General features: G+C 61.4%; 19 protein-coding genes, 2 tRNA genes and 1 pseudogene. 16 read left to right on the top strand and 6 right to left on the bottom strand.

Translation table 11 applies throughout. From position 1 onward, the window contains the following. Nucleotides 1-113 precede the first annotated feature (113 nt). From nuoG to VF673_RS03135, 10 genes are all read left to right on the top strand, one after another. Nucleotides 114-2,843, top strand: a complete 2,730-nt coding sequence (gene nuoG / locus VF673_RS03090) for an NADH-quinone oxidoreductase subunit NuoG (RefSeq protein ID WP_440290826.1) — start codon at nucleotides 114-116, stop codon at nucleotides 2,841-2,843. Beyond that, entirely contained in the window at nucleotides 2,840-3,829 is a 990-nt protein-coding gene (gene nuoH / locus VF673_RS03095) for an NADH-quinone oxidoreductase subunit NuoH (RefSeq protein ID WP_320332013.1), read from the top strand. Before nuoG ends, nuoH begins: the two co-directional genes overlap by 4 nt. 10 nt (nucleotides 3,830-3,839) lie before the next feature. Beyond that, nucleotides 3,840-4,388: an NADH-quinone oxidoreductase subunit NuoI gene (gene nuoI / locus VF673_RS03100; RefSeq protein WP_440290827.1), complete on the top strand. Its 549-nt coding sequence runs from the start codon at nucleotides 3,840-3,842 to the stop codon at nucleotides 4,386-4,388. Nucleotides 4,389-4,407: 19 nt separating this feature from the next. Beyond that, entirely contained in the window at nucleotides 4,408-4,914 is a 507-nt protein-coding gene (gene nuoJ, locus VF673_RS03105; RefSeq protein WP_440290828.1) for an NADH-quinone oxidoreductase subunit J, read from the top strand. Then, the gene (gene nuoK, locus VF673_RS03110) at nucleotides 4,911-5,219 is read left to right on the top strand and encodes an NADH-quinone oxidoreductase subunit NuoK (RefSeq protein WP_440290829.1); all 309 of its coding nucleotides are present in this window, start codon (nucleotides 4,911-4,913) and stop codon (nucleotides 5,217-5,219) included. The genes nuoJ and nuoK overlap by 4 nt, the downstream gene beginning before the upstream one ends. Further along, nucleotides 5,216-7,069 (top strand): NADH-quinone oxidoreductase subunit L, encoded by a 1,854-nt coding sequence (gene nuoL / locus VF673_RS03115; RefSeq protein WP_440290830.1) that lies wholly within the window; start codon nucleotides 5,216-5,218, stop codon nucleotides 7,067-7,069. Before nuoK ends, nuoL begins: the two co-directional genes overlap by 4 nt. 31 nt (nucleotides 7,070-7,100) lie before the next feature. Continuing rightward, nucleotides 7,101-8,630, top strand: a complete 1,530-nt coding sequence (nuoM, locus tag VF673_RS03120; RefSeq protein ID WP_273126312.1) for an NADH-quinone oxidoreductase subunit M — start codon at nucleotides 7,101-7,103, stop codon at nucleotides 8,628-8,630. Between the two features lie 22 nt (nucleotides 8,631-8,652). After that, on the top strand, nucleotides 8,653-10,110 hold the full coding sequence (nuoN, locus tag VF673_RS03125; RefSeq protein WP_440290895.1) for an NADH-quinone oxidoreductase subunit NuoN: 1,458 nt from the start codon (nucleotides 8,653-8,655) through the stop codon (nucleotides 10,108-10,110). 61 nt (nucleotides 10,111-10,171) lie between these two features. Then, nucleotides 10,172-10,489, top strand: a complete 318-nt coding sequence (locus VF673_RS03130) for a DUF2388 domain-containing protein (RefSeq protein ID WP_440290831.1) — start codon at nucleotides 10,172-10,174, stop codon at nucleotides 10,487-10,489. 5 nt (nucleotides 10,490-10,494) lie between these two features. Then, on the top strand, nucleotides 10,495-12,459 hold the full coding sequence (locus tag VF673_RS03135) for a DUF7844 domain-containing protein (RefSeq protein WP_440290896.1): 1,965 nt from the start codon (nucleotides 10,495-10,497) through the stop codon (nucleotides 12,457-12,459). Nucleotide 12,460: 1 nt separating this feature from the next. Here the strand turns inward: VF673_RS03135 and VF673_RS03140 are convergent, their stop codons facing one another. Further along, nucleotides 12,461-13,405 (bottom strand): MerR family transcriptional regulator, encoded by a 945-nt coding sequence (locus VF673_RS03140; protein ID WP_440290832.1) that lies wholly within the window; start codon nucleotides 13,403-13,405, stop codon nucleotides 12,461-12,463. A 103-nt stretch (nucleotides 13,406-13,508) separates the two neighbouring features. Between VF673_RS03140 and VF673_RS03145 the strand changes: the two genes are divergently transcribed. Next, a complete protein-coding gene (locus VF673_RS03145; protein ID WP_440290833.1) occupies nucleotides 13,509-13,961 on the top strand; it encodes a PAS domain-containing protein in 453 nt (150 codons plus the stop codon). Nucleotides 13,962-13,966: 5 nt separating this feature from the next. Here the strand turns inward: VF673_RS03145 and VF673_RS03150 are convergent, their stop codons facing one another. Beyond that, a complete protein-coding gene (locus tag VF673_RS03150; protein ID WP_440290834.1) occupies nucleotides 13,967-14,401 on the bottom strand; it encodes a lipocalin family protein in 435 nt (144 codons plus the stop codon). A 458-nt stretch (nucleotides 14,402-14,859) separates the two neighbouring features. On the opposite strand from VF673_RS03150, the gene VF673_RS03155 reads away from it, so the two are divergent. From VF673_RS03155 to phrB, 3 genes are all read left to right on the top strand, one after another. After that, nucleotides 14,860-15,171: a hypothetical protein gene (locus tag VF673_RS03155; protein ID WP_440290835.1), complete on the top strand. Its 312-nt coding sequence runs from the start codon at nucleotides 14,860-14,862 to the stop codon at nucleotides 15,169-15,171. Between the two features lie 134 nt (nucleotides 15,172-15,305). Then, nucleotides 15,306-15,875 carry a YbgA family protein gene (locus VF673_RS03160; protein WP_440290836.1) on the top strand — a complete coding sequence of 190 codons (570 nt, stop codon included), beginning with the start codon at nucleotides 15,306-15,308 and terminating at the stop codon, nucleotides 15,873-15,875. A gap of 8 nt (nucleotides 15,876-15,883) precedes the next feature. Beyond that, a complete protein-coding gene (gene phrB, locus VF673_RS03165) occupies nucleotides 15,884-17,311 on the top strand; it encodes a deoxyribodipyrimidine photo-lyase (protein ID WP_440290837.1) in 1,428 nt (475 codons plus the stop codon). Nucleotides 17,312-17,409: 98 nt separating this feature from the next. Here the strand turns inward: phrB and VF673_RS03170 are convergent, their stop codons facing one another. Both VF673_RS03170 and VF673_RS03175 read right to left on the bottom strand, forming a co-directional pair. Next, the gene (locus VF673_RS03170; RefSeq protein WP_440290838.1) at nucleotides 17,410-17,730 is read right to left on the bottom strand and encodes a type II toxin-antitoxin system RelE family toxin; all 321 of its coding nucleotides are present in this window, start codon (nucleotides 17,728-17,730) and stop codon (nucleotides 17,410-17,412) included. Continuing rightward, nucleotides 17,699-17,968: a type II toxin-antitoxin system Phd/YefM family antitoxin gene (locus tag VF673_RS03175; RefSeq protein ID WP_440290897.1), complete on the bottom strand. Its 270-nt coding sequence runs from the start codon at nucleotides 17,966-17,968 to the stop codon at nucleotides 17,699-17,701. Before VF673_RS03175 ends, VF673_RS03170 begins: the two co-directional genes overlap by 32 nt. Before the next feature lie 541 nt (nucleotides 17,969-18,509). Between VF673_RS03175 and VF673_RS03180 the strand changes: the two are divergent. Further along, nucleotides 18,510-18,673, top strand: a pseudogene (locus VF673_RS03180) (integrase); the annotation flags it as partial. 69 nt (nucleotides 18,674-18,742) lie between these two features. On the opposite strand, the gene VF673_RS03185 reads toward VF673_RS03180, so the two are convergent. Both VF673_RS03185 and VF673_RS03190 read right to left on the bottom strand, forming a co-directional pair. Beyond that, nucleotides 18,743-18,831 (bottom strand) — tRNA-Leu (locus tag VF673_RS03185). Nucleotides 18,832-19,090: 259 nt separating this feature from the next. Then, a tRNA-Cys gene (locus tag VF673_RS03190) sits at nucleotides 19,091-19,164 on the bottom strand. A 264-nt stretch (nucleotides 19,165-19,428) separates the two neighbouring features. Here VF673_RS03190 and putA point away from each other — a divergent pair. Then, a complete protein-coding gene (gene putA, locus VF673_RS03195; protein WP_440290839.1) occupies nucleotides 19,429-22,647 on the top strand; it encodes a bifunctional proline dehydrogenase/L-glutamate gamma-semialdehyde dehydrogenase PutA in 3,219 nt (1,072 codons plus the stop codon). Nucleotides 22,648-22,689: the final 42 nt, after the last annotated feature.

A 22,689-nucleotide genomic window follows, 5' to 3' on the forward strand; every position in this document is an offset into this window, starting at 1 on the left:
CCTGTGGGGATGTTGCCTCGGCATTTCCCCCGCCGGACGATACGGGAGTCCAAGCGACTCCCCGAGGATTCCATTATCAGGACCCGTAAACCGGGTAAGAAGAAAGTACAACCATGGCCACTATCCATGTAGACGGTAAGCAATACGAAGTCGATGGGGCGGACAACCTGCTGCAGGCCTGTCTGTCCCTCGGCCTCGATGTTCCCTACTTCTGCTGGCACCCTGCGCTGGGGAGCGTGGGCGCCTGCCGCCAGTGTGCGGTCAAGCAGTATTCGGACGAGAACGACACCCGCGGGCGCCTGGTCATGTCCTGCATGACGCCGGCCACCGACAACAGCTGGATTTCCATCGATGACGAGGAAGCCAGGGCATTCCGGGCCAGCGTCATCGAATGGCTGATGATCAACCACCCCCATGACTGCCCGGTGTGCGAGGAAGGCGGGCACTGCCACCTGCAGGACATGACGGTGATGACCGGTCATAACCAGCGCCGTTATCGCTTCAGCAAGCGGACCCACGTCAACCAGGATCTGGGCCCTTTCATTGCCCACGAGATGAATCGCTGCATTGCCTGCTACCGCTGCGTCCGCTACTACAAGGACTATGCCGGCGGCACCGATCTCGGCGTGTTCGGCGCCCATGACGAGGTGTATTTCGGCCGCATCGAGGATGGCGTGCTGGAAAGCGAGTTCTCCGGCAACCTGACCGAGGTCTGCCCCACCGGGGTATTCACCGACAAGACCCATTCCGAGCGATACAACCGCAAGTGGGACATGCAGTTCGCACCGAGCATCTGCCATGGCTGCTCTGCCGGATGCAATATCAGTCCCGGCGAGCGATACGGCGAGATCCGCCGTATCGAGAACCGCTTCAACGGCTCGGTAAACCATTATTTTCTGTGCGACCGGGGTCGTTTCGGCTACGGCTACGTCAACCGCGAGGACCGGCCGCAGCGCCCGCTGCTGCAGCGCTCCCGACTGAGCATGGGCATCGATGCTGCCCTGGATCAGGCTGCTGGTCTGCTGAACCGTCAGCGTATTCTGGGGATCGGCTCGCCCCGCGCCAGTCTGGAAAGCAACTTTGCCCTGCGCGAACTGGTCGGCGCCGAGGACTTCTATTCCGGTATGGCCCGGGAAGAGCTGGCCAACGTCAACGCCATCCGCGAGCTGATCCAGCATGGCCCCCTGCCCACCGCGTCCATTCGCGATATCGAGAACCATGATGCGGTCTTCGTGCTCGGTGAAGATCTGACCCAGACCGCGGCGCGGATCGCCCTTGCCCTGCGCCAGAGTGCCAGGGGCAAGGCCACCGAGATCGCCGAAGCCGCCGGTATCCAGAGCTGGCACCAGGCAGCGGTGCAGAATATCGCCCAGGGCGCCCTGAATCCCGTGTTCATCGCCAGTGTCGACAGCACCCGTCTTGACGATATCGCCGCCGAGGCAGTGCGCGCCGCGCCGGCCGACCTGGCCCGCCTCGGCTTTGCCGTTGCCCACGCCATCGACCCCAGCGCGCCGGCGGTCGATGGGCTGGAAGCGGATGCCCGCGAGCTGGCCGGACGTATCGCCGAGGCCCTGCTGGCGGCCCGACGCCCGCTGTTGGTGTCCGGTGCTTCCCTGGGCAGTCGTTCACTGATCGATGCCGCGGCCAACATTGCCCAGGCGCTGAAGAACCGTGGCAAGGATGCTTCCATCAGCATGGTGGTGCCTGAAGCCAACAGCATGGGCCTTTCCATCATGCTTGCCGACGAACCGGGCGACCGTTCGGTGGAAGCGGCCCTGGATGCTGTGGTCGAAGGTCGCTACGACGCTCTGGTGATACTGGAAAATGATCTGTATCGCCGTGCCGATAGCCAGCTGGTCGACGCCGCCCTGGCCGCCGCCAAGGTGGTGATAGTGGTCGATCATCAGCAGACACCCACTGCGGAAAAGGCCCACCTGCTGTTGCCGGCCTCCAGTTTTGCCGAAGGCGACGGTACCCTGGTGAGTCTGGAAGGCCGCGCCCAGCGCTTTTTCCAGGTATTCGAGCCCGGTTACTACAACCCGGACGTGCTGATCCGCGAGGGTTGGCGCTGGCTGCATGCACTGCGCCATACCCTGCTCGGCAAGCCGGTCGACTGGACCAGTCTCGACCAGGTCACCGCGGCCTGTGCCGCTGTGCATCCGCGCCTGGCCGGCATTACCGAAGCGGCGCCGGACGCCAGCTTCCGCATCAAGGGTCAGAAACTGGCCCGTGCTCCGCACCGCTACAGTGGTCGCACCGCCATGCGCGCCAACATCAGCGTGCATGAGCCGCGCCAGCCCCAGGATCTGGACAGCCCCTTTGCCTTCTCCATGGAAGGCTATTCCGGCGCCGGTCAGGATCGCCAGCAGATTCCCTTCGCCTGGTCCCCGGGCTGGAACTCGCCCCAGGCCTGGAACAAGTTCCAGGATGAGGTAGGCGGTCATCTGCGTGCGGGTGATCCGGGTGTGCGTCTGCTCGACGGCGCCCGCATGGACGTCGACTGGGCCCAGCCGCCGGCCGCCTTTGCGCCGGACGCTGGAACCTGGCAGGTGGTGCCGCTGTACCACCTGTTCGGCAGCGAGGAGAACAGCGCGCGCGCCGAGCCCATCCAGCAGCGCATGCCCCAGCCCTATGTTGCCCTGGCTGACGCCGAGGCCCAGCGACTGGGTGTGGCCGAGGGCGCCATGCTCGCGCTCAGTCTGGGCGAACAGCAGCTGCAGCTGCCGGCGCGTATCAGCAGCGAACTGCCGCTGGGCGTGGTAGGCCTGCCCGTCGGTCTGCCGGGCATCCCGCCGTTGACCGCAGCCAGCACTGCGACCGGAATCAAGGAGGCGACCCGATGAGCTGGTTCACGCCCGAGGTAATGGCGATCCTCATCGCCGTGATCAAGGCCATTGTCATCCTGCTGGCGGTGGTCATTGCCGGCGCCCTGCTCAGCTTCGTCGAGCGCCGCCTGCTGGCCGTCTGGCAGGACCGTTACGGCCCCAACCGGGTAGGTCCTTTCGGCATGTTCCAGATCGTGGCGGACATGTTGAAGATGTTCTTCAAGGAGGACTGGACGCCGCCCTTCGCCGACAAGCTGATCTTCACCCTGGCGCCGGTGGTGGCGATGAGCTCGCTGCTGGTGGCCTTCATCGTGGTGCCGATCACGCCCACCTGGGGTGTGGCGGATCTGAACATCGGCCTGCTGTTCTTTTTCGCCATGGCCGGGCTGACCGTTTATGCGGTGCTCTTCGCCGGCTGGGCCAGCAACAACAAGTTCGCCCTGCTCGGCGGCCTGCGTGCCGCGGCCCAGACCCTCTCCTACGAGGTGTTCCTGGGTCTGTCGCTGATGGGCGTGGTTGCCCAGGCAGGTTCGTTCAACCTGCGGGATATCGTGGCCTATCAGGCCGACAACCTGTGGTTCATCATTCCGCAGATCTTCGGCTTCCTGACCTTTTTCGTGGCCGGTGTCGCGGTGACCCACCGTCACCCCTTCGATCAGCCCGAAGCCGAACAGGAGCTGGCGGATGGTTACCACGTCGAGTACGCAGGCATGAAGTGGGGCATGTTCTTCGTCGGCGAGTACATCGGCATTGTGCTGGTATCGGCGCTGCTGGCCACCCTGTTCTTCGGCGGCTGGCACGGACCCTTCGACCTGCTGCCGCAACTGCCCTTCCTGTGGTTTGCGCTGAAGACCGGTTTCTTCATCATGATCTTCATCCTGCTGCGCGCCTCCCTGCCGAGGCCGCGCTACGACCAGATGATGGCGTTCGGCTGGAAGGTCTGCCTGCCATTGACCCTGATCAACCTGCTGGTAACCGGCGCCATCGTGCTGGCAGCGGCCTGAGGAGACAGCCATGATCAAATCGATTCTTCATGTAATACATGGCTTCTATACCCAGCTTCGCAGTCTGGTGATGATCTTCGGCCATGCCTTCCGCAAACGGGACACCCTTCAGTATCCGGAGGAGCCCGTTTACCTGCCGCCGCGTTACCGTGGCCGTATCGTGCTGACCCGCGACCCTGATGGCGAGGAGCGCTGCGTTGCCTGCAACCTGTGCGCCGCCGCCTGTCCGGTCGGCTGCATCTCGCTGCAGAAGGCCGAGACCGAGGACGGGCGCTGGTATCCGGAGTTCTTCCGCATCAACTTCTCGCGCTGCATCTTCTGCGGGCTGTGCGAGGAGGCCTGTCCGACCACCGCGATTCAGCTGACCCCGGATTTCGAACTGGCCGAGTACAAGCGCCAGGATCTGGTGTACGAGAAGGAAGACCTGCTGATTGCCGGTACCGGCAAGAACCCCGATTACAACTTCTACCGCGTCTCCGGTCTGGCCATTGCCGGCAAGCCCAAGGGCGCCGCGCAGAACGAGGCCGAACCGGTCAACGTCAAGGGGCTGCTGCCATGATCGTTGCGAGGACAATCTGATGGAATTTGCCTTCTACTTCTCCGCCGGGGTCGCCGTCGCGGCCACCCTGATGGTGATAACCAATACGCGCGCAGTGCATGCGCTGCTCTATCTGGTCACCTCGCTGCTGGCGGTGTCCATGTGCTTCTTTTCCCTCGGTGCGCCCTTTGCCGGGGTGCTGGAGATCATCGTTTACGCCGGCGCCATCATGGTGTTGTTCGTGTTCGTGGTGATGATGCTCAACCTGGGTGAAGGCAGTGAGCGCCAGGAGCGACAGTGGCTCAGCGTCCGCGGCTGGATAGGACCGGGCGTCCTCTCCGGACTGCTGCTGGCTCAGCTGCTGTATGTGCTGTTCAGCGCGCCCTCCTCGGGAACAGTGACCGGCGCCGCGGTGGACGCCAAGGCGGTCGGCTTCGCCCTGTTCAGCCCCTATATCCTGGCGGTGGAGCTGGCGGCGATGATGCTGCTGGCCGCCATGGTCACGGCCTTCCACATCGGACGTCACGAAGCCAAGGAGATCGCATGACAGGCATACCCATGGAGCATGGCCTGGCCCTGGCCGCCGTGCTGTTCAGCCTTGGTCTCACCGGGCTGATGATCCGCCGCAACATTCTGTATGTGTTGATGAGTCTGGAGATCACGATGAACGCCGCCGCCCTGGCCTTCGTCGTTGCCGGTGCCCGCTGGGGTCAGGCCGACGGTCAGGTGATGTTCATCCTGGTGATTACCCTTGCAGCGGCCGAGGCCAGTATCGGCCTGGCGATCCTGTTGCAACTGTATCGCCGCTTCAAAACCCTGGATATCGATGCTGCCAGTGAGATGCGCGGATGAACATGTTATTTCTTACCCTGTTGTTTCCGCTGATCGGCTTCCTGCTGCTGGCCTTCTCCCGCGGCCGCTGGTCGGAAAACACCTCGGCGCTGGTAGGCGTCGGCTCGGTGGGCCTGTCCGCCCTGGTCAGCGCCTGGATCATCTTCCAGTACAGTACCGGCGCCCTGCCCGAAGGGGCCTACATCCAGATGCTCTGGCAATGGATGGCGGTGGGCAACTTCACGCCCAGCCTGACCCTGTATCTGGATGGCCTGTCACTGACCATGCTCGGCGTGGTTACCGGTGTGGGCTTCCTGATCCATCTGTTCGCCAGCTGGTACATGCGCGGTGAAGCCGGCTACTCCCGCTTCTTCGCCTACACCAACCTGTTCGTCGCCAGCATGCTGTGTCTGGTGCTGGCCGATGACCTGCTGTTCCTGTACCTGGGCTGGGAAGGGGTCGGCGTCTGCAGTTATCTGCTGATCGGTTTCTACTACACCGAACGCAAGAACGGCAACGCCGCGCTCAAGGCCTTCCTGGTGACCCGGGTCGGCGACGTGCTGATGGCCTTCGGTCTGTTCATCCTGTTCGTCCAGCTCGGTACGTTGAACATTCAGGCACTGCTGGAGCTGGCACCGCAGCGCTTCGCCGAGGGCGACTTCTGGCTGAGTCTGGCCACCCTGGCCCTGCTCGGCGGCGCCGTGGGCAAATCCGCCCAGCTGCCGCTGCAAACCTGGCTGGCCGACGCCATGGCCGGCCCGACCCCGGTCTCCGCGCTGATCCACGCCGCGACCATGGTGACCGCCGGTGTCTACCTTATTGCCCGTACCCACGGTCTGTATCTGCTGACCCCCGAGGTGCTCCAGCTGGTCGGCGTGGTGGGCGGTCTGACCCTGTTGCTGGCGGGCTTTTCCGCCCTGGTGCAGACCGATATCAAGCGTATCCTCGCCTACTCCACCATGAGCCAGCTCGGTTACATGTTCCTGGCCCTGGGAGTGGGCGCCTGGGAGGCCGCGATCTTCCATCTGATGACCCACGCCTTCTTCAAGGCCCTGCTGTTCCTGGCCTCTGGATCGGTGATCCATGCCTGCCACCATGAACAGAACATCTTCCGCATGGGTGGCCTGTGGAACAAGCTGCCGGTGGCCTACGCCAGCTTTATCGTCGGTGGTGCGGCACTGGCAGCCCTGCCGCTGGTGACCGCCGGCTTCTACTCCAAGGACGAGATCCTCTGGGAGGCCTTTGCCAGCGGTAATACAGCCCTGCTGTACGCCGGCCTGGTCGGCGCCTTCCTGACCTCGATCTATACCTTCCGCCTGATCTTCGTGGTGTTCCATGGTCAGGTTCAGACCGAGGCCCATCCCGGTCGCGGACTGGCCCATAACCTGCCGCTGATCGCACTGATAGTGCTGTCCACCTTTGTCGGCGCCTGGATCACTCCACCTCTGGCCGGTGTGTTGCCGCAGAGCGTCGGCCATGCCGGAGGCGAGGGTCGCGTGGGGCTTGAGATCCTGTCTGCCGCGATCGCCGTGGCCGGTGTCCTCCTTGCTGCCTGGCTGTATCTGGGCAAGCAGACTCTGGTGGAGCGGGTCGGCAACAGCGCTCCGGGGCGGATACTCACTGCCCTGTGGTTCGCTGCCTGGGGCTTCGATTGGCTCTATGACAAGGTCTTCGTGCAGCCCTACCTGTGGCTGACCCGCATACTGCGGCGTGACCCGCTGGACCGCACCATCGGCATCCTGCCGCTGCTGGCCAGAGGGGGCAATGCCCTGCTGAGTCGGACCCAGAATGGCCAGATCCGCTGGTATGCCGCCACCATTGCCGCTGGTGCAGTGCTGGTGCTCGGCTTCCTGCTGCTCTCGGTAGCCTGACCATGAATTTACGCAAGGAAATGATCCCGTCATGATTCTGCCCTGGCTGGTACTGATTCCCTTTATCGGCGGCCTGCTGTGCTGGCAAGCCGAACGCTTCAGCAGCACCCTGCCCCGCTGGCTGGCGCTGCTGACCATGAGTCTGGTGCTGGTTCTGAGCCTGTGGCTCTGGATCAGTGCCGATTATTCGCTCGCCGGCATCAGTGGCGGCGCCCCGGTATGGACCCTGGAGTTCAACCATGTGTGGATAGCCCGGATGGGCATCAACCTGCACCTGGCACTGGATGGTCTGTCCCTGCTGATGCTGATCCTCACCGGTATCCTCGGGGTGCTGTCGGTGCTCTGTTCCTGGAACGAGATCCAGCACCGGATCGGTTTCTTCCACCTCAACCTGATGTGGATCCTGGGCGGTGTGGCCGGGGTATTTCTGGCCATGGACCTGTTCCTGTTCTTCTTCTTCTGGGAAATGATGCTGGTGCCGATGTATTTTCTCATCGCGCTCTGGGGCCACAGCGGTGAGGGCAAGAAGACCCGCATCAATGCGGCCACCAAGTTCTTCATCTACACCCAGGCCAGCGGTCTGATCATGCTGGTGGCCATCCTCGGTCTGGTTCTGGTGCACTACAACCAGACCGGCACCCTGACCTTTGCCTACGAGGCGCTGCTGGGAACCGAGATGCCCGCCGGCGTCGAGTATGTACTTATGCTGGGTTTCTTCATCGCCTTTGCGGTGAAGTTCCCGGTGGTACCCCTGCACTCCTGGCTGCCGGACGCCCACGCCCAGGCACCCACCGCGGGCTCGGTGGACCTGGCCGGTATTCTGCTGAAGACGGCGGCCTATGGCATGCTGCGTTTTGCCCTGCCGCTGTTCCCCAACGCCTCGGCTGAATTTGCCCCCATCGCCATGACCCTGGGTCTGATCGGCATCTTCTACGGAGCGATCCTGTCGTTTGCCCAGACCGACATCAAACGTCTGGTTGCCTATTCCAGCATCTCGCACATGGGCTTCGTGCTGATCGGCATCTACGCCAGCACCCACCTCGCCCTCCAGGGCGCTGTGGTACAGATGGTCGCCCACGGTCTGTCGGCAGCGGCACTGTTCATCCTGTGCGGCCAGCTCTACGAGCGCATCCATACCCGGGACATGCGTGAGATGGGCGGGCTCTGGGCACGTATTCCCTATCTGCCGGCACTGAGCATGTTCTTCGCGATAGCCTCGCTCGGCATGCCCGGCACCGGCAACTTCGTCGGCGAGTTTCTCATCCTGTTCGGCACCTTCGCCGACAATCCCTGGGTGGTGGTAATAGCCACCTTCGGCCTGGTGCTGGCTTCGGCCTATTCGCTGATCATGATTCACCGTGCCTACTTCGGCGCCGAGCGTTCCGGCGATACGCTGCGCGGCCTCGATACCCGTGAGCTGCTCATGGTGCTGTCGCTGGTGGTGCTGCTGGTCCTGCTGGGGCTCTATCCGCAGCCGGTGCTGGATACCTCGGCACAGAGCATGAACGCCGTCCAGCACTGGCTCGGCGATGCCCTGTCCAACCTTGTTCCGGCCCGGTAGCAGTCAGATGGAAAACGACATTATGCAACTTACCCCGTCCCACTTCGTCGCCCTGTTGCCACTGCTGATAGTGGGTGTCACCGCTATTCTGGTGACACTGCTGATCGCCTGGCGGCGCAAGCACGACCTGACCTTCATCCTGACCGCAGCGGGGTTGAACCTGGCCCTGCTGTCGCTGATTCCGGCGCTGCAGGTGACCCCGTCGCCCTTTACCGGACTGATGCGGATCGACAGCTTTGCCCTGCTCTACATGGGGCTGATACTGGTCGCCACCCTGGCCTGTACCACCCTGGTGCATGCCTATCTCGGCAAGACCAACACCGGTGAGGGCTTTCCGGGCAACCGCGAGGAGATGTACCTGCTGATGCTGCTGGCCGCGGCCGGCGGGCTGGTGATGGTCGGCGCCTCCCATCTGGCAACCCTGTTCATCGGTCTGGAACTGCTGTCAGTGCCGGTCTACGGCATGGTGGCCTACGCCTTCTTCAACAAGCGGTCGCTGGAAGCGGGCATCAAGTACATGGTGCTGTCAGCCGCCGGGTCAGCCTTCCTGTTGTTCGGCATGGCCCTGGCCTACGCCGAATCCGGCAGTCTGGCCTTCGCCGAACTGGGCGCGGTGGCGGTCACGCCCATACTGCAGCTGGGCTTCGGCATGATGCTGATCGGGCTGGCATTCAAACTCTCGCTGGTGCCCTTCCACCTGTGGACGCCGGACGTGTATGAGGGTGCTCCGGCGCCTATCTCTGCCTTTCTGGCCACCGCTGCCAAGGTCGCCGTATTTGCCGTGCTGGTGCGTCTGTATCAGGTATCGCCGGCCACCAGTGGCGGCTGGCTGAACGAGCTGCTGGCAGGTATCGCCATTGCCTCCATCCTGTTCGGCAACCTCCTGGCGCTGATGCAGAGCAACCTCAAGCGCCTGTTGGGCTATTCCTCCATTGCCCACTTCGGCTATCTGGTCATCGCCCTGATTGCCGGCACCGGTCTGGCCGTCGAGGCCGTCGGCGTCTATCTGGTGACCTATGTGCTCACCTCCCTGGGCGCCTTCGGCGTGGTGACCCTGATGTCCACGCCCTTCAAGGGCCGGGACGCGGACGCGCTGTACCAGTATCGGGGGCTGTTCTGGCGCCGGCCCTATCTGACGGCGGTACTGGCGGTGATGATGCTGTCGCTGGCCGGCATTCCGCTGACCGCCGGCTTCATCGGCAAGTTCTTCATCATCGCAGCGGGCGTCGGCTCGCAGCTGTGGTGGCTGCTGGGCGCCCTGATTCTCGGCAGTGCCATCGGCCTGTACTATTATCTGCGGGTCATGGTCACGCTGTTCCTGGTCGAACCGGGCATACGCCGTCATGACGCGCCTCGGAACTGGGGGCAGAATGCCGGGGGCATCATGCTGCTGCTGATAGCCCTGCTGGTGTTCGCGCTGGGTGTCTACCCACAGCCGCTGCTGGAGATCGTTCAGCAGGCGACATTGGTCATGAACTGAAACGGATGATATTGCGCCGGGGCCTGGCCCCGGTTCTCTGAACCTGCAAAAGGAACCCGATATGAAACGCCTCACACTCGTTCTGGGCTTGGCTGTGCTGGGTCTGGCCGGCGGAGCCCAGGCCAGCAGCTTCATCGGTACCACTGATGCCATCGGCGGCTCACTGGTCAACAGCATCGAGGGCACAAGCGACGCAACCTCGTCCATCGGCAACGACAAGGTGGTGCTCGACGCTCGCGACGACGCGGCCAGCTTCGTTGCCAGTGGCGGGGAAACCCGGGGTGTCCAGCTGGAGGCGGCGTTGCAGCACATCCGCGAGCAGCTGCCCGAGCTTCAGGCTACGGACATGCAACTGGCTGAGGCCATTCTCGCTCTTTGACCCAAATTTCTCGCCATCGGAGCAGGCAGGCTGTTGCTGTCCTGACCTGCCTTCTGCTCCTCCTCAGCCTTCCGGCAGGCGCCGATCTGCGGTTGGAGCCGGATACTCGACAGCTGTCTGATGACCAGCTCGCCTTGACCCAGCAACTGCTGAGCGAGGTCGATGAACGTCTGCCCCCGCGCATGAGCCAGCAGCTGGACCGTACTGTTCAGGTCCGCTGGAGCCATGGTCTGCCTGAGCAGGTAATGGGTCGCGCCAGCCGTACCGACCGCATTCTGTTGAACGGACGCTTTCTCGACCAGCTGTTGGAGTCGGGATCCGCCACTCTACCCGGCCGAACCCACCCCGATCTGTATACCGAGCTGCAGGCCGCACTCATTCACGAACTTGCCCACCTGTATGATCAGGGCCGCTACTGGCACCCCGCCGAGACGCTTCAGTTGCGCTATTGCCGAACGCGATTCGAGACCCAGAGTTCGCCGGGACTGCCCGCGATCTGCCGTGGGCAGATCAACCGGCGCTATACGTTGAGTGACTCTCCACGCCTGCTGGATCTAGCTGGTTGGCCGGAGCAGGTCGGTCGTCGGAATCTGCGCGAAAGGATCAATCATCAGCGGCTGCGCACACCGGATCCGTATGAGCTGGAGGATGCCCAGGAGTTCGTCGCCGTCAATCTGGAGTACTTTCTGCTTGATCCGGAGTATGGCTGCCGCCGCCCCGGACTGGCGGCCTTCTTCCGAGACCATTTCAGCTGGGAGCCGGCCACGGTACTGCCCTGCGCCTCGTCATTGCCCTATCTCTCCGCCGAGCTGAACGCAGAACATGCGGCGCTGGGCTGGCTGGATCCCAAACGCATCTATCAGGTGCATTATCTGCTGGCAGAGCCAGATGACAGCTGGGCCGGACGCTGGGGGCACAGCATGCTGCGCCTGGTCATCTGCGCTCCGGGGCGCGCGCCGGGACCGGAATGCCTGCTGGATCTGCAACATCATCTGGTGCTCTCGTACCGAGCTTTCGTCGACGACCTGCAGTTGTCCAGCTGGGACGGCCTGACCGGCGTCTATCCATCGCGGCTGTTCTTCCTGCCACTGCAGCGGGTGATCGACGAGTACACCCGCACCGAGCTGCGCAGCCTGACCTCGGTTCCGCTGAATCTGTCCCCTGCGCAGATCAATGACCTGGCAGTTCACGCAATCAGCCAGCACTGGAGTTACGACGGAGTGTATTACTTTGTTGGCAACAACTGCGCGGTAGAAACGCTCAAGCTCCTGCGAACCGGCAGTCATCACGCCGCCCTGCTCGACCTCGACAGTCAGACCCCGCGGGGCCTGCTTGATCTGTTGCAGGCCCGCGACCTTGCCGACGCATCGCCGCTGCGCGATGCGGAGCAGGCCAGACGTATGGGGTACCGCTTCGACTCCTACCGTCAACGGTATCAGCAACTGTACGAAACGATACGTAGGGCGCTGGCGTTGGGGCCGACGAGTGTGGATCAATGGTTGGAGATGCAGGCGACAGACCGTGCCCGATACCTGAGCGAGACCGATTTGCGAACCACTGCGGCACTGCTGATGCTAGAGCATGCAGCGCTGCGGCGTCAGGTGCAACGGTTGCAACATGAGCTCAAGCAGCGTTACCTGTCGGACGGCGCGGGGGATACCCTGCTCAACGAGGCGGGGGATCTGATGCAGCAGCTGTTGCGAGGGGGTTCCGTGCTCAGCCGACCAGCGGATCTGCTGGACAGCGGCTATGGTCTGCCCCAGCCGGCTGATCGGCACTTGCTCGAGTCACGGGCGCGGCAACAGTACACCAGTTTGCTGGCAATGAGTGACCGGATTGAAGAGCTGCTCCCCATGCTGTTCACCGCGCGCCAGCGCAGCGAGCTCGAAGGTATCGGGAGCAATATCCAGCAACTCCAGCAGCAGTTGAGAAGGCTGCACCGGGAAGCCGGCGGGCTGCAGCTGCCCTGACTCAGGTGTCCAGGCGGCCGGACAGCAACTGCCGCAATGGGAGCCGCGCCTCGCCGGACGTTGCCCCGAGAACGGCAATGGGCGTACCGCTGAGCTGATCTGTGACCAGCTCCGACCCCGGGCCGGCCAGGCCAAGCGGGCAGTCAATCGTCAGCGCGAGTGCCCGAAGCTGGCGCAGCATCATGGTGTCCAGTGGCGCGTTCAACCAAAGCACCAGGGCCATGGGCTGCTGGGCCTGGCACAGCAAAGCCAGCTCTTCGATGGGCTGTTCCGCCGCCACCGGACTGACCGACAACTGATGGTCATCCCCCAGCAACAGTGCAGCGCTCAATAACTCCAGCTCGCGGGCCTGAATTCCGGCGAGCATTACGCGGGGCAGGCTCGACTGCTGGGTGCGCTGCAGTCGCTGCAACACGCGACTGCGCAGAAACTGATCGTAGAACAGCCAACGGCTGCTGTGCCCGAAGCCCTTGCTCTGCCTCAGTTCGTGCCACACCGGCAGGAGGATATCCTGGAAGGCAACCAGCAGAGGGTACCCCGTGTACAGCTCACCATATGCCAGATGCAACTGCCGGTCGTCAAACTGCTCCACCAACAGCATGATGCGCTCGCGCCACTCCCGTATATCCGTATCGGACTGGCGCTGCTCAGCGGTAACATCAGTCGCACTGGATACCTGCTGGCGTGCCAGCAGTTCCCCGACCTTGCCGACCGCCACCCCACGCTCGATCCAGCCAAGTACCTGCCGGATGGTGGCCACATCCTCCGGGGTGTACAGCCGATGCCCGCCCTCGGTCCGTTTGGGCTGGATCAGACCATACCGACGCTCCCAGGCACGCAGCGTAATCGGGTTGACCCCCGTCAGCTGAGCCACATCACGGATCGGCAGAAGATCATCGTCGGTCGACGGTCTGCCGGCAGGAGGCGTGGCAGACAGGTCAGTCATGTTCGAATGGTTCACAGAAGCTAACGACTCGCATTAATAAATAGCTGGTTTCCGCCTTCCAGTGGTTTATGATGCCCCACACCCCACATGGAAGGAAGTAACAATGATTAGCGCAAAATTGCTGCAATTGATGGTAGATGCCTCCAATGATGGGGTAGTCGTTGCTGAAGAAGAAGGCGATGACAACATATTGATCTATGCCAATCCTGCCTTTCAGCGCCTGACCGGCTATGCACCGGAAGATATTCTCTACCGCGACTGCCGCTTCCTGCAGAACGACGACCGGGCCCAATCCGCCCTGCCCCTCATCCGTGAGGCCATACGCAATCGACAGCCCAGCCGGCAGATCCTTCGCAACTACCGCAAGGATGGCACGGCCTTCTGGAACGAGCTGTCGATCACTCCGGTATTCAACGAGGCGGACAAGTTGACCTACTTCATCGGCATCCAGAAAGATGTCACCCGTGAGGTGGAAACCCGCGAGCGTGTCAAGGAACTGGAAGCCGAGGTAGAGCATCTCAAGCGACTCCTTGCCAACCGGGAAGTGGACGCCTGATCAACTCAGGTGTCCGCTCTATCATGCTCGACCCAGATCAGCTCTGAGGTATCAAAACCCAGCGCCTCTGCCTTCGCCAGCAGCTGATCGACTATCGACTGGGGCAGCTCCTTTTCGCGGGCCAGTATCCACATGTATTTGTGGTTCTGGCCCACGACCAGCGCCCAGCGATAGTCCTCATCCAGCTCCACCACATGGTATCCGCCATAGAAGGGTCCGAAGAAGGACACCTTCAGTGACCCTACATCCTGCGCACCGATGAATTTGGCGACACCCACCGCTTCCTTCCGCCTGCCGCTATCGGTACGGTAGCCCGCGTTGATTACCTGCACATCCCCGTCGGAGCGGAGACTGTACCGCGCACTGACATTGTCCAGCTTGCGTTCGAAAGAATGATCCAGCCGGGCAATTTCATACCAGGTACCAAGGTAGCGCTCCAACTGGAATCCCCGCACTGGTGTCACGCCTTCCGGCGGCGCTACGGAGCAGGCGGAAAGACTCAGCAAACTAACGAGTAAAGCCGTGACGGCGAGGCTGCGGGATGTGAACATGTGAGGACCCTCCAGCGGGCGAATGAAAAACTATACATCAAATGTTGACTTGTACAAGTATGCACCTATTATTTGTACATGTTTCAAGCGTAGCAGTTCCCTCACGACAAAACCTGTACAACTTTGATGAGGGATGCGTTGGTCGGACGGTGGCAGGCCATACATAATGGGTGGCCGCCGGCACGACCCCTCTCATCCCGGACCGCAAGACGGTGCCGTGGATCACTTCAGTGGTTGCACGCCCTGCAAGGGCCTGCGATGGCTGCCATAAGAGCTCGGCGCGCCGATGCATGTTTAGGGAGAGACATCGAATGAAGCTTGCGATAGCTGCAGCGATGACAATGACGATGACCGGGGCACTTGCCACGGCCCAGGCAATGGAAAATGCTGGTTTCCTCGAAGCGCAGTGGCACTCCTCCCAGATACAGCTGCTCGCCGAATTGCAGAAGGAACGGCGTCGGGTCATACGGGATAGCTCCCGATCCGTGACCACCGCCCGATCCGCCCGTGCTCCGGATAACACCCCGACCGCAGACCCTGCTCATCCGAACCTCCACGAGGTAGAGGCGCAGCCCAGACAGCTTGAGCCGGAGCATTCCCCGGGCTTCGAATACCATCGTGCGCCCAACCCGAATCTGAACCCCCGCGTCTCTCTGTGACCCGTCTCAATCTCCCCGGCACGGGTTCTCATCCCGCTGCCAGGGTTCTCGCGGTACTACTGAGCGAGCCTCCTCGAGAGGACATTGGCCGCAGCCCCCTGATTGAGGGCGCGCCTGCGGATGGAGTTGACGGAGTGATTGTGCTGTCTCACGCACAGGCGCTGGATACCGCCCTCGACAGGGTGCCGGTCGAGGCATTGGGCCATCTGAACGACCCGCAGGCACTGGACAGTTTCCTCACCCGCGTCTATTGCCACGCGCGCTGGCGAGAGGTGCGGCAGCAGGGTCTCAGCAAGACGAGCCTGCAGCGCTTCCACGGTCGCCACAAATATCTGCTGATGGCCAGCGATCGCCAACAGTACCAGGCGCTCGGGCGTGCGGTCGCCCAGTGCCCGGACGATGTTGGTGACTTCGCCATCAGTTATATCCACCAGCTGCTGAAGGCGTTGCGCTCCCCTGCCAGTCGGAAAGGGCATACCAATGTACTGCAGCACCTGGCCGGCTACCTGAAACGGGATCTGGGCGTGGTGGAGAAACGCCAGTTGCACGAACTCATTCTCACGTATCGGGCCGGCGACCTTCCGCTGGAGCAACCGATAGAGGTGCTGAAAAAGCACTTCAGCACCTTCCCACACAGCTACATCGCTGATCAGGCGTATCTCCAGCCGTATCCGCAGGAGATACGGCTGCGCCATCTGCTCTGAAGGACACCATGCTTCAACTGATGTGGTTTCGAAACGACCTGCGGGTAAGAGACAATTCCGCTCTTTCAGCCGGCATGCTCGCCGGCCCTACCCTTGCACTCTTCGTCGTTACTCCCGAGCAATGGCGACGCCATGACGAAGCCGCGTGCAAGATCGATTTCTGGATGCGCAATCTCGCGACCCTGAAGGCCGAACTGCAGATACTGGGAGTGCCGCTACTGATCAGACATGCACAGACCTGGGATGACATACCCGCGGTGCTGGCCGATACATGCCGTACCCATGGCGTGCAGCACGTTCATGCCAACGAGGAGTATGGAATCAACGAAGGCCGCAGGGATACAGCGGTCGACGCGCAGCTGACGGCAAGTGGAACAGGCTTCACTCGTCACGTCGATCAGGTATTGTTTGCGCCTGGCAGCATCCTCAACCGTTCCGGCGGGTATTTCCAGGTCTTCTCCCAGTTCCGCAAGGCCTGCTGGCAGAGACTGCACAGCAGTCTGCTGCCCTGTACTGGCAAGCCGAGACCGCAGCAGCCACTGGCCGTACGGAGCGATGATGTCCCCATGCACATTCCGGGGTTCTGCGCGCCCGCCCCGGATCTGGGCAGTCTGTGGCCAGCCGGCGAACAGTCTGCGTTACTCCGACTGCAGCGCTTCACCGACGAGGCAATGCCCGACTATCACCGGCAGCGAGACATGCCCGCGTATCCCGGTACCAGCAGTCTTTCGCCGTATCTCGCCTCCGGCGTCCTGTCGATACGCCAGTGCCTTCATGCTGCATTGCAGGTCAACCAGGGGGAGTTCGACAGCGGCAATGAGGGTGTCGTCACCTGGATCAACGAATTGCTCTGGCGGGAGTTCTACAAGCACATCCTGGCAGGATTCCCCAGGGTCTCCAGGCACCGTGCCTTCAGATCCGAAACCGAGGCCATTCCCTGGCGTGATGCCCCGGAGGATTTGCAGGCCTGGCAACAGGGAAACACGGGTTTTCCGCTGATTGACGCGGCCATGCGTCAGCTGCTGGCCACCGGCTGGATGCACAATCGACTGCGAATGGTGACAGCCATGTTCCTGACCAAGAATCTGCTTATCGACTGGCGAGAAGGCGAACGCTACTTCATGCGCCATCTCATCGATGGTGATCTGGCAGCGAATAACGGCGGCTGGCAGTGGAGTGCGTCAACAGGTACGGACGCCGTGCCCTGGTTCCGAATATTCAACCCTGTGACACAATCCCGCCGTTTCGACCCTGAAGGAAGGTTCATTCGCCAATGGATACCGGAGCTGGCGCATCTGGATAATCACGATATCCACCTGCCGCCGCAAGGGACCCTGTTTTCGTCGGCCAACTACCCTGCCCCCATGGTTGACCTGAAGAGCAGCCGCCAGCGCGCGCTCGAGGCTTTTCGAGGAAACGGGCGGCACGCGTCATGAGCCACGAGAGGGTATTGGGAATATTTGCTTGCGACGGAGGGGCAGAAGTAAGTAAAGCGCCAAAGCCCAGCCGGGGCCGGGTTTTGGTATGGCAAAGGTCATGAGTCGATACGATTTCGCGCATTAGCGTAAACCTTCCCTCGCTCACGCTTTCCAACAGCAATAACCATAACGATGATCTCCGACTGGATGACCTCGTAGATCAAGCGGTATCCGCTGGCTCTCAGCTTGATCTTGTAACACCCGGGCATTCCGCGCAGTCTAAACGCCTCAACCTCAGGATTGTCTAGCCTCTCCTTGAGTTTGCTCGCAAACTGCCGCTGAATGACCGGACCAAGCTTATCCCACTCTTTCTGCGCTGACTCTTTGAATTTGAGTCGATATCTCTTACTGGATGCTTCCTTGTTGGAGGAGCTCATCGATATTTACCTCGATCGAGGGCTCATCGCGGCGGGCACGAATGGTTTCTGCCAGACTCATATCATCGATCATCTCGAGCATTGCTTCGTATAGATCCGGAGGTACGGCATAAAATGCCGGCTCGTTACGATTCAGAATCACAACAGTTTCACCGTTCCCCTCGCGAAGAGTACCCATAGGGTCTTTTTTGAGGTCTGTGACCGATGCAGCTACATCGGCCAAGACCGGAAATGTCATAGCCATGGTGGTCTCTCCGGTGCTTTCAATATCAATTTCAGTATGAGTATCAGATACAGTATTGGCGTCTTTTCCGGCCTAATAACAAGGATTCATACGAGTGTAGTTTTCGCAGCAAGCACAATTTTCGTACTCTGTCGGCTATAGCCTCACGTTTCCACGAGACCTGCAGAAACCTTACCCACTTTTAATGGTGCTGTAAAGAGTGCTTTTAATAGTGCGCCAAGAAAGCCCATACGCACCCTCTCATATCCATACTCTACCGGCAGCCGATCCCAGCAACCAAATGCAAAAAAGTCCTTCACGAATGTCTGGGGGGACCCGCACTTTTCGTTTTCAGAATGAGGTGAGGTGGCGACATCCGGTCATGATGGTTGTGCGACCAACACCGCGAGCACCGTCTCATGTCATCTGCGCGAACTGAAGAACCTGCGCGCGTTTGACAATGGCCCGCCCCGCTTGATGCAATTCAGCCACAGCACGTTCGCCAGTATCTGTGCTGGCGAAGCTCGGCACCGGTGAGAGCGAACCGCGAGAAATCGCTGCATTTCAGCTGCGGGATCTGCGGGCAAAGGCCGCCACCGACAAGGCCGAATCCAGTGGCGATATTGTCCAGGCCAGAGGCCAGCTCGGCACACCACAGTGAACATGACGGAGCACTATGTGCGCAACCGGAAGGGCAAGAAAATCACACCCACCAAGTAGAATTGCGGACCGATGCCGTAATTGCGGACCACGTGTAGAAGGGAGGGAAGTAGAAGGACCGCTCTAGAATGGTGCCCGGAGTCGGGGTCGAACCGACACGAAGGTTACCCTTCGAGGGATTTTAAGTCCCTTGCGTCTACCAATTTCGCCATCCGGGCTGGACAGTGCGTGGCAAGGCAAGAAGCCCTTGCCATCGATTCCAGCTCACTTGCCAGCAACGCGACCTGGAGCGGGAAATTCAGAAGATTCAGGATCTTACAGACAATCCCGATCGCCAACAAGTGCTAATTCCGCCCCACATATCACCTGACGAATATCAGGATACGGAGCTTTGCCAGGAGCGCCAGGAGCCTTGTATCCCGCGTTTTGCTGCATAAAAAAGCCCCGCAGACCAGATATCTGCGGGGCTCTTCATACTGGAGGCCGAGGTCGGAATCGAACCGGCGTACACGGATTTGCAATCCGCTGCATGACCACTCTGCCACCCGGCCTCAAACGGGTGTGCTGTCCTGTACAAGACAGAACAACAAAATTCACAAGGATCAGCTACTTTACCGCGACAAGTCAGCTTACCGCTAACTTATTGATTGTAAAACGCTTTCCGTGAGTGTCGTCTGAACAACGGACGCAATTATGGACTTAAATTTCCCGACAGGCAACCCCAACGGCGTGTTTTATTGGGTGCACCCTGCTCAATCACAACTATATTGATTTCAGGCCGTGTGGCTATAACCCTGATGACGCGGAGTGCTCGCATGCCTCTACCCCACCCTCTCAACGATCAGAACCGCCAACAGCACGCCAGCGCGTCATCGCTGCTGCATCCCGATGCTGGGCTGAATCTGGAGCAGCTTTTCAGTCAGGTCAGCCAGCATTACATGGTTGATGAGGACACCCTGGTTTCAGAACTCATCCGCGTTGTCGACCATCAGCCCGAACGCATCCGGCTGCTGCACCAGCGCACCGCGAAACTCGTGGAGCAGGTGCGTGCCCAGGGCGATGCCGTGGACAGCCTGGACCAGCTGCTGCAGCAATACAGCCTGGATACCCAGGAGGGCGTTTTGCTGATGTGCCTGGCGGAGGCGTTGCTGCGAGTGCCGGATTCGCGTACCGCTGAGGCGTTGATCAGGGACAAGCTGTCCGTGGCAGACTGGAAGAAGTACCTGGGCCAGAGCGACTCCCTGCTGGTCAACGCGTCCACCTGGGGTCTGATTCTGACCAAGGGCGTGGTGAGGGTGGACCAGAGGGACGACCAGCCGGTGCCCGTACTCAACCGCATGGTCAGTCGCCTGGGGGAACCTGTGGTCCGGCAGGTCATGTCCCATGCCATGAAGCTGATGGGGTATCAGTTCGTGCTGGGCCGCACGCTGCCGGAAGCCCTGTCCAACGGCAAACCCATGTTCCGCCAGGGCTACACCTACTCCTTCGACATGCTTGGCGAGGCAGCCTGTACCCGAGAGGACGCTCAGCGCTATCTGGAAGCCTATCTGGATGCCATCCAACGCGTCAGCCAGGCATCAGGACAGCTTGCCGTCCAGGCGCCGCCCCCCTCCATTTCGATCAAGCTGTCCGCCCTGCATCCTCGCTACGAGCGCAGCCAGCGGGAGCGGGTATTGACCGAACTGGGCGCCACACTCGGGCAGTTGGTGGCCCGCGCCAGGGAGTTGGATGTTGCCATAACCCTGGACGCTGAAGAGGCGGATCGGCTGGAGATCTCTCTAGAGCTGTTCGAGCAGGTCTACCGTCAGCACGCCAAGGGCTGGGGGAAGTTCGGCCTGGTAGTACAGGCCTACTCCAAACGGGCATTGCCCGTGCTGCACTGGCTGACACGGCGCGCCGGGGAACAGGGTGACCAGATTCCGGTTCGTCTGGTCAAGGGAGCCTACTGGGATACCGAGATCAAGGAAGCCCAGATGCTGGGGCTGGCCGACTATCCGGTGTTTACCCGCAAGCCCAATACCGATATCTCCTACCTCGCCTGCGCCCGGTATCTGCTGTCGGAACCGGTAAAGGGCCACCTGTTCCCGCAATTCGCCACCCATAACGCACACACGGTAACCTGCCTGCTTGATATGGCTGGTAATCGCCCGCTGGAGTTCCAACGCCTGCATGGCATGGGCGAGGCACTCTACAAACAGGTATTGAAACAGGCGCCTGAGGGTAGCTATTGCCGAATCTACGCGCCCGTCGGGGCACACAGGGATCTGCTGCCCTATCTCGTACGGCGCCTGCTGGAAAACGGTGCCAACTCTTCCTTCGTCCATCAGCTGGTTGACGAGCGGGTGCCGGTCGACCAGCTTTGCCGGCATCCGCTGGAGTCACTCAGCGCCAAGACAGCCTATCGCAATACGGCCATTCCCCTGCCCCACCACCTGTACGGCTCGGATAGAGCCAACTCCCGCGGGCTCAACCTGATGATCAACAGTCAGTTGCAGCCGCTGCAGCAGGCTCTGCAGGCCTGGGACCTGCATTATTGGCAGGCCCGCCCCTTGCTGGCCGAGGGCTCGGGCGCCGGGACCGGGATCAACCATCCGGTCTTGAGTCCTTTCGACCGGCGCCAGCAGGTGGGTGAAGTCCAGTGGAGCACGCCGGAGCAGGTCCAGCAGGCATTGAACAGCGCAGAGACGGCCTTCCCCCGCTGGAATGCAGTTCCTGTCGCCGACCGGGCGGCAATGCTGCGGCGGCTGGCTGACCTGTTGGAAGAGCATTTTGCCGAACTCATGGCCCTGTGCGCGAGGGAGGCAGGCAAGCAGCTGGCGGACGGCATAGCGGAGATCCGCGAGGCGGTGGATTTCTGCCGGTATTACGCCAGCCAGGCCGAACATCACATGGGGCACCCCATGCGTATGCCGGGGCCGACCGGCGAGTCCAACGAGCTGTACCTGTCCGGCAGGGGCGTGTTCGTTGCCATCAGCCCCTGGAATTTCCCCGTGGCCATCTTCCTCGGTCAGATAACGGCCGCACTGGTGTCCGGTAACACGGTGCTGGCCAAGCCGGCGGAACAGACCTCCCTGATTGGCTACCGATGCGTGGAGCTGATGTACGAGGCCGGGGTGCCGCGAGACGTGGTGCAACTGCTCCCCGGTGCCGGGAAGGAACTGGGCCCGCTGCTCACTGGCGACCCGAGGGTAGCTGGCGTGGTATTCACCGGTTCAACGGCCACGGCCTGGCAGATCAACCTTGGTCTGGCTCAACGCCAAGGGGCACCCCTGGCAGCCCTGATCGCTGAAACCGGAGGGCAGAACGCCATGGTAGTCGACTCCACTGCCCTGCCGGAGCAGGTGGTCGCTGACGTAGTGGAGTCCGCCTTCGCCAGTGCCGGGCAGCGTTGCTCGGCATTGAGGGTTCTGTTCCTGCAGGAGGACATAGCGGAGAAGGTGGAAACTCTCCTGTTCGGAGCCATGCAGGAGCTGCAGGTGGGTGATCCGCGGGATCTGGCCACGGACGTTGGCCCGGTAATTGATGATACAGCCCGCGAGAAGCTCCTGAAGCACATAGAACACTATCGTCAGATGAAGCGCCTGTTGGCACAGGCTCCGGTTCCTGAGCAGCTCCGCGAGGCTGGCGAGTTCGTCGCCCCCACAGCGCTCCGGCTGGAGAGTATCGGCAAGCTCGACCAGGAACATTTCGGGCCGGTTCTGCACATCGCCCGCTACCGCGCCGCAGATCTGGACCAGGTCATCGACAGCATCAACCGCTGCGGTTTTGGTCTGACCTTCGGCATCCAGAGCCGAAATGAGAGCTTTGCTGCTTATATCGAAAGCCGGGTCCGGGTGGGAAATGTCTATATTAACCGTAATATGATCGGTGCCGTGGTGGGTGTGCAGCCCTTTGGCGGGATGGGCCTGTCCGGCACCGGCCCCAAGGCCGGCGGTCCGCATTACCTGTTGCGCTTCGTAACCGAACGAACCAGAACCATAAATACCGCGGCCATTGGCGGAAACGCCAGCCTGCTGGCACAGGGGGATGGCTGATCAGCGAGCTGTTGGATGCTGAATAACAATAATACCGGCTCC

The sequence above is a fragment of the Halopseudomonas sp. Lyrl_26 genome (assembly GCF_051948695.1).
In the GTDB taxonomy this organism is placed as follows: Bacteria; Pseudomonadota; Gammaproteobacteria; order Pseudomonadales; family Pseudomonadaceae; genus Halopseudomonas; species Halopseudomonas formosensis.

What these genes read in the sequence shown, in the direction of transcription:
- nuoN (WP_440290895.1), top strand. Translation starts at nt 8,653, where the DNA reads ATGCAACTTACCCCGTCCCACTTCGTCGCCCTGTTGCCACTGCTGATA.
- nuoI (WP_440290827.1), top strand. Translation starts at nt 3,840, where the DNA reads ATGATCAAATCGATTCTTCATGTAATACATGGCTTCTATACCCAGCTT.
- phrB (WP_440290837.1), top strand. Translation starts at nt 15,884, where the DNA reads ATGCTTCAACTGATGTGGTTTCGAAACGACCTGCGGGTAAGAGACAAT.
- VF673_RS03175 (WP_440290897.1), bottom strand. Translation starts at nt 17,968, where the DNA reads ATGACATTTCCGGTCTTGGCCGATGTAGCTGCATCGGTCACAGACCTC.
- nuoK (WP_440290829.1), top strand. Translation starts at nt 4,911, where the DNA reads ATGACAGGCATACCCATGGAGCATGGCCTGGCCCTGGCCGCCGTGCTG.
- VF673_RS03130 (WP_440290831.1), top strand. Translation starts at nt 10,172, where the DNA reads ATGAAACGCCTCACACTCGTTCTGGGCTTGGCTGTGCTGGGTCTGGCC.
- VF673_RS03145 (WP_440290833.1), top strand. Translation starts at nt 13,509, where the DNA reads ATGATTAGCGCAAAATTGCTGCAATTGATGGTAGATGCCTCCAATGAT.
- nuoG (WP_440290826.1), top strand. Translation starts at nt 114, where the DNA reads ATGGCCACTATCCATGTAGACGGTAAGCAATACGAAGTCGATGGGGCG.
- VF673_RS03140 (WP_440290832.1), bottom strand. Translation starts at nt 13,405, where the DNA reads ATGACTGACCTGTCTGCCACGCCTCCTGCCGGCAGACCGTCGACCGAC.
- nuoL (WP_440290830.1), top strand. Translation starts at nt 5,216, where the DNA reads ATGAACATGTTATTTCTTACCCTGTTGTTTCCGCTGATCGGCTTCCTG.
- VF673_RS03155 (WP_440290835.1), top strand. Translation starts at nt 14,860, where the DNA reads ATGACCGGGGCACTTGCCACGGCCCAGGCAATGGAAAATGCTGGTTTC.
- putA (WP_440290839.1), top strand. Translation starts at nt 19,429, where the DNA reads ATGCCTCTACCCCACCCTCTCAACGATCAGAACCGCCAACAGCACGCC.
- VF673_RS03170 (WP_440290838.1), bottom strand. Translation starts at nt 17,730, where the DNA reads ATGAGCTCCTCCAACAAGGAAGCATCCAGTAAGAGATATCGACTCAAA.
- nuoH (WP_320332013.1), top strand. Translation starts at nt 2,840, where the DNA reads ATGAGCTGGTTCACGCCCGAGGTAATGGCGATCCTCATCGCCGTGATC.
- nuoM (WP_273126312.1), top strand. Translation starts at nt 7,101, where the DNA reads ATGATTCTGCCCTGGCTGGTACTGATTCCCTTTATCGGCGGCCTGCTG.
- nuoJ (WP_440290828.1), top strand. Translation starts at nt 4,408, where the DNA reads ATGGAATTTGCCTTCTACTTCTCCGCCGGGGTCGCCGTCGCGGCCACC.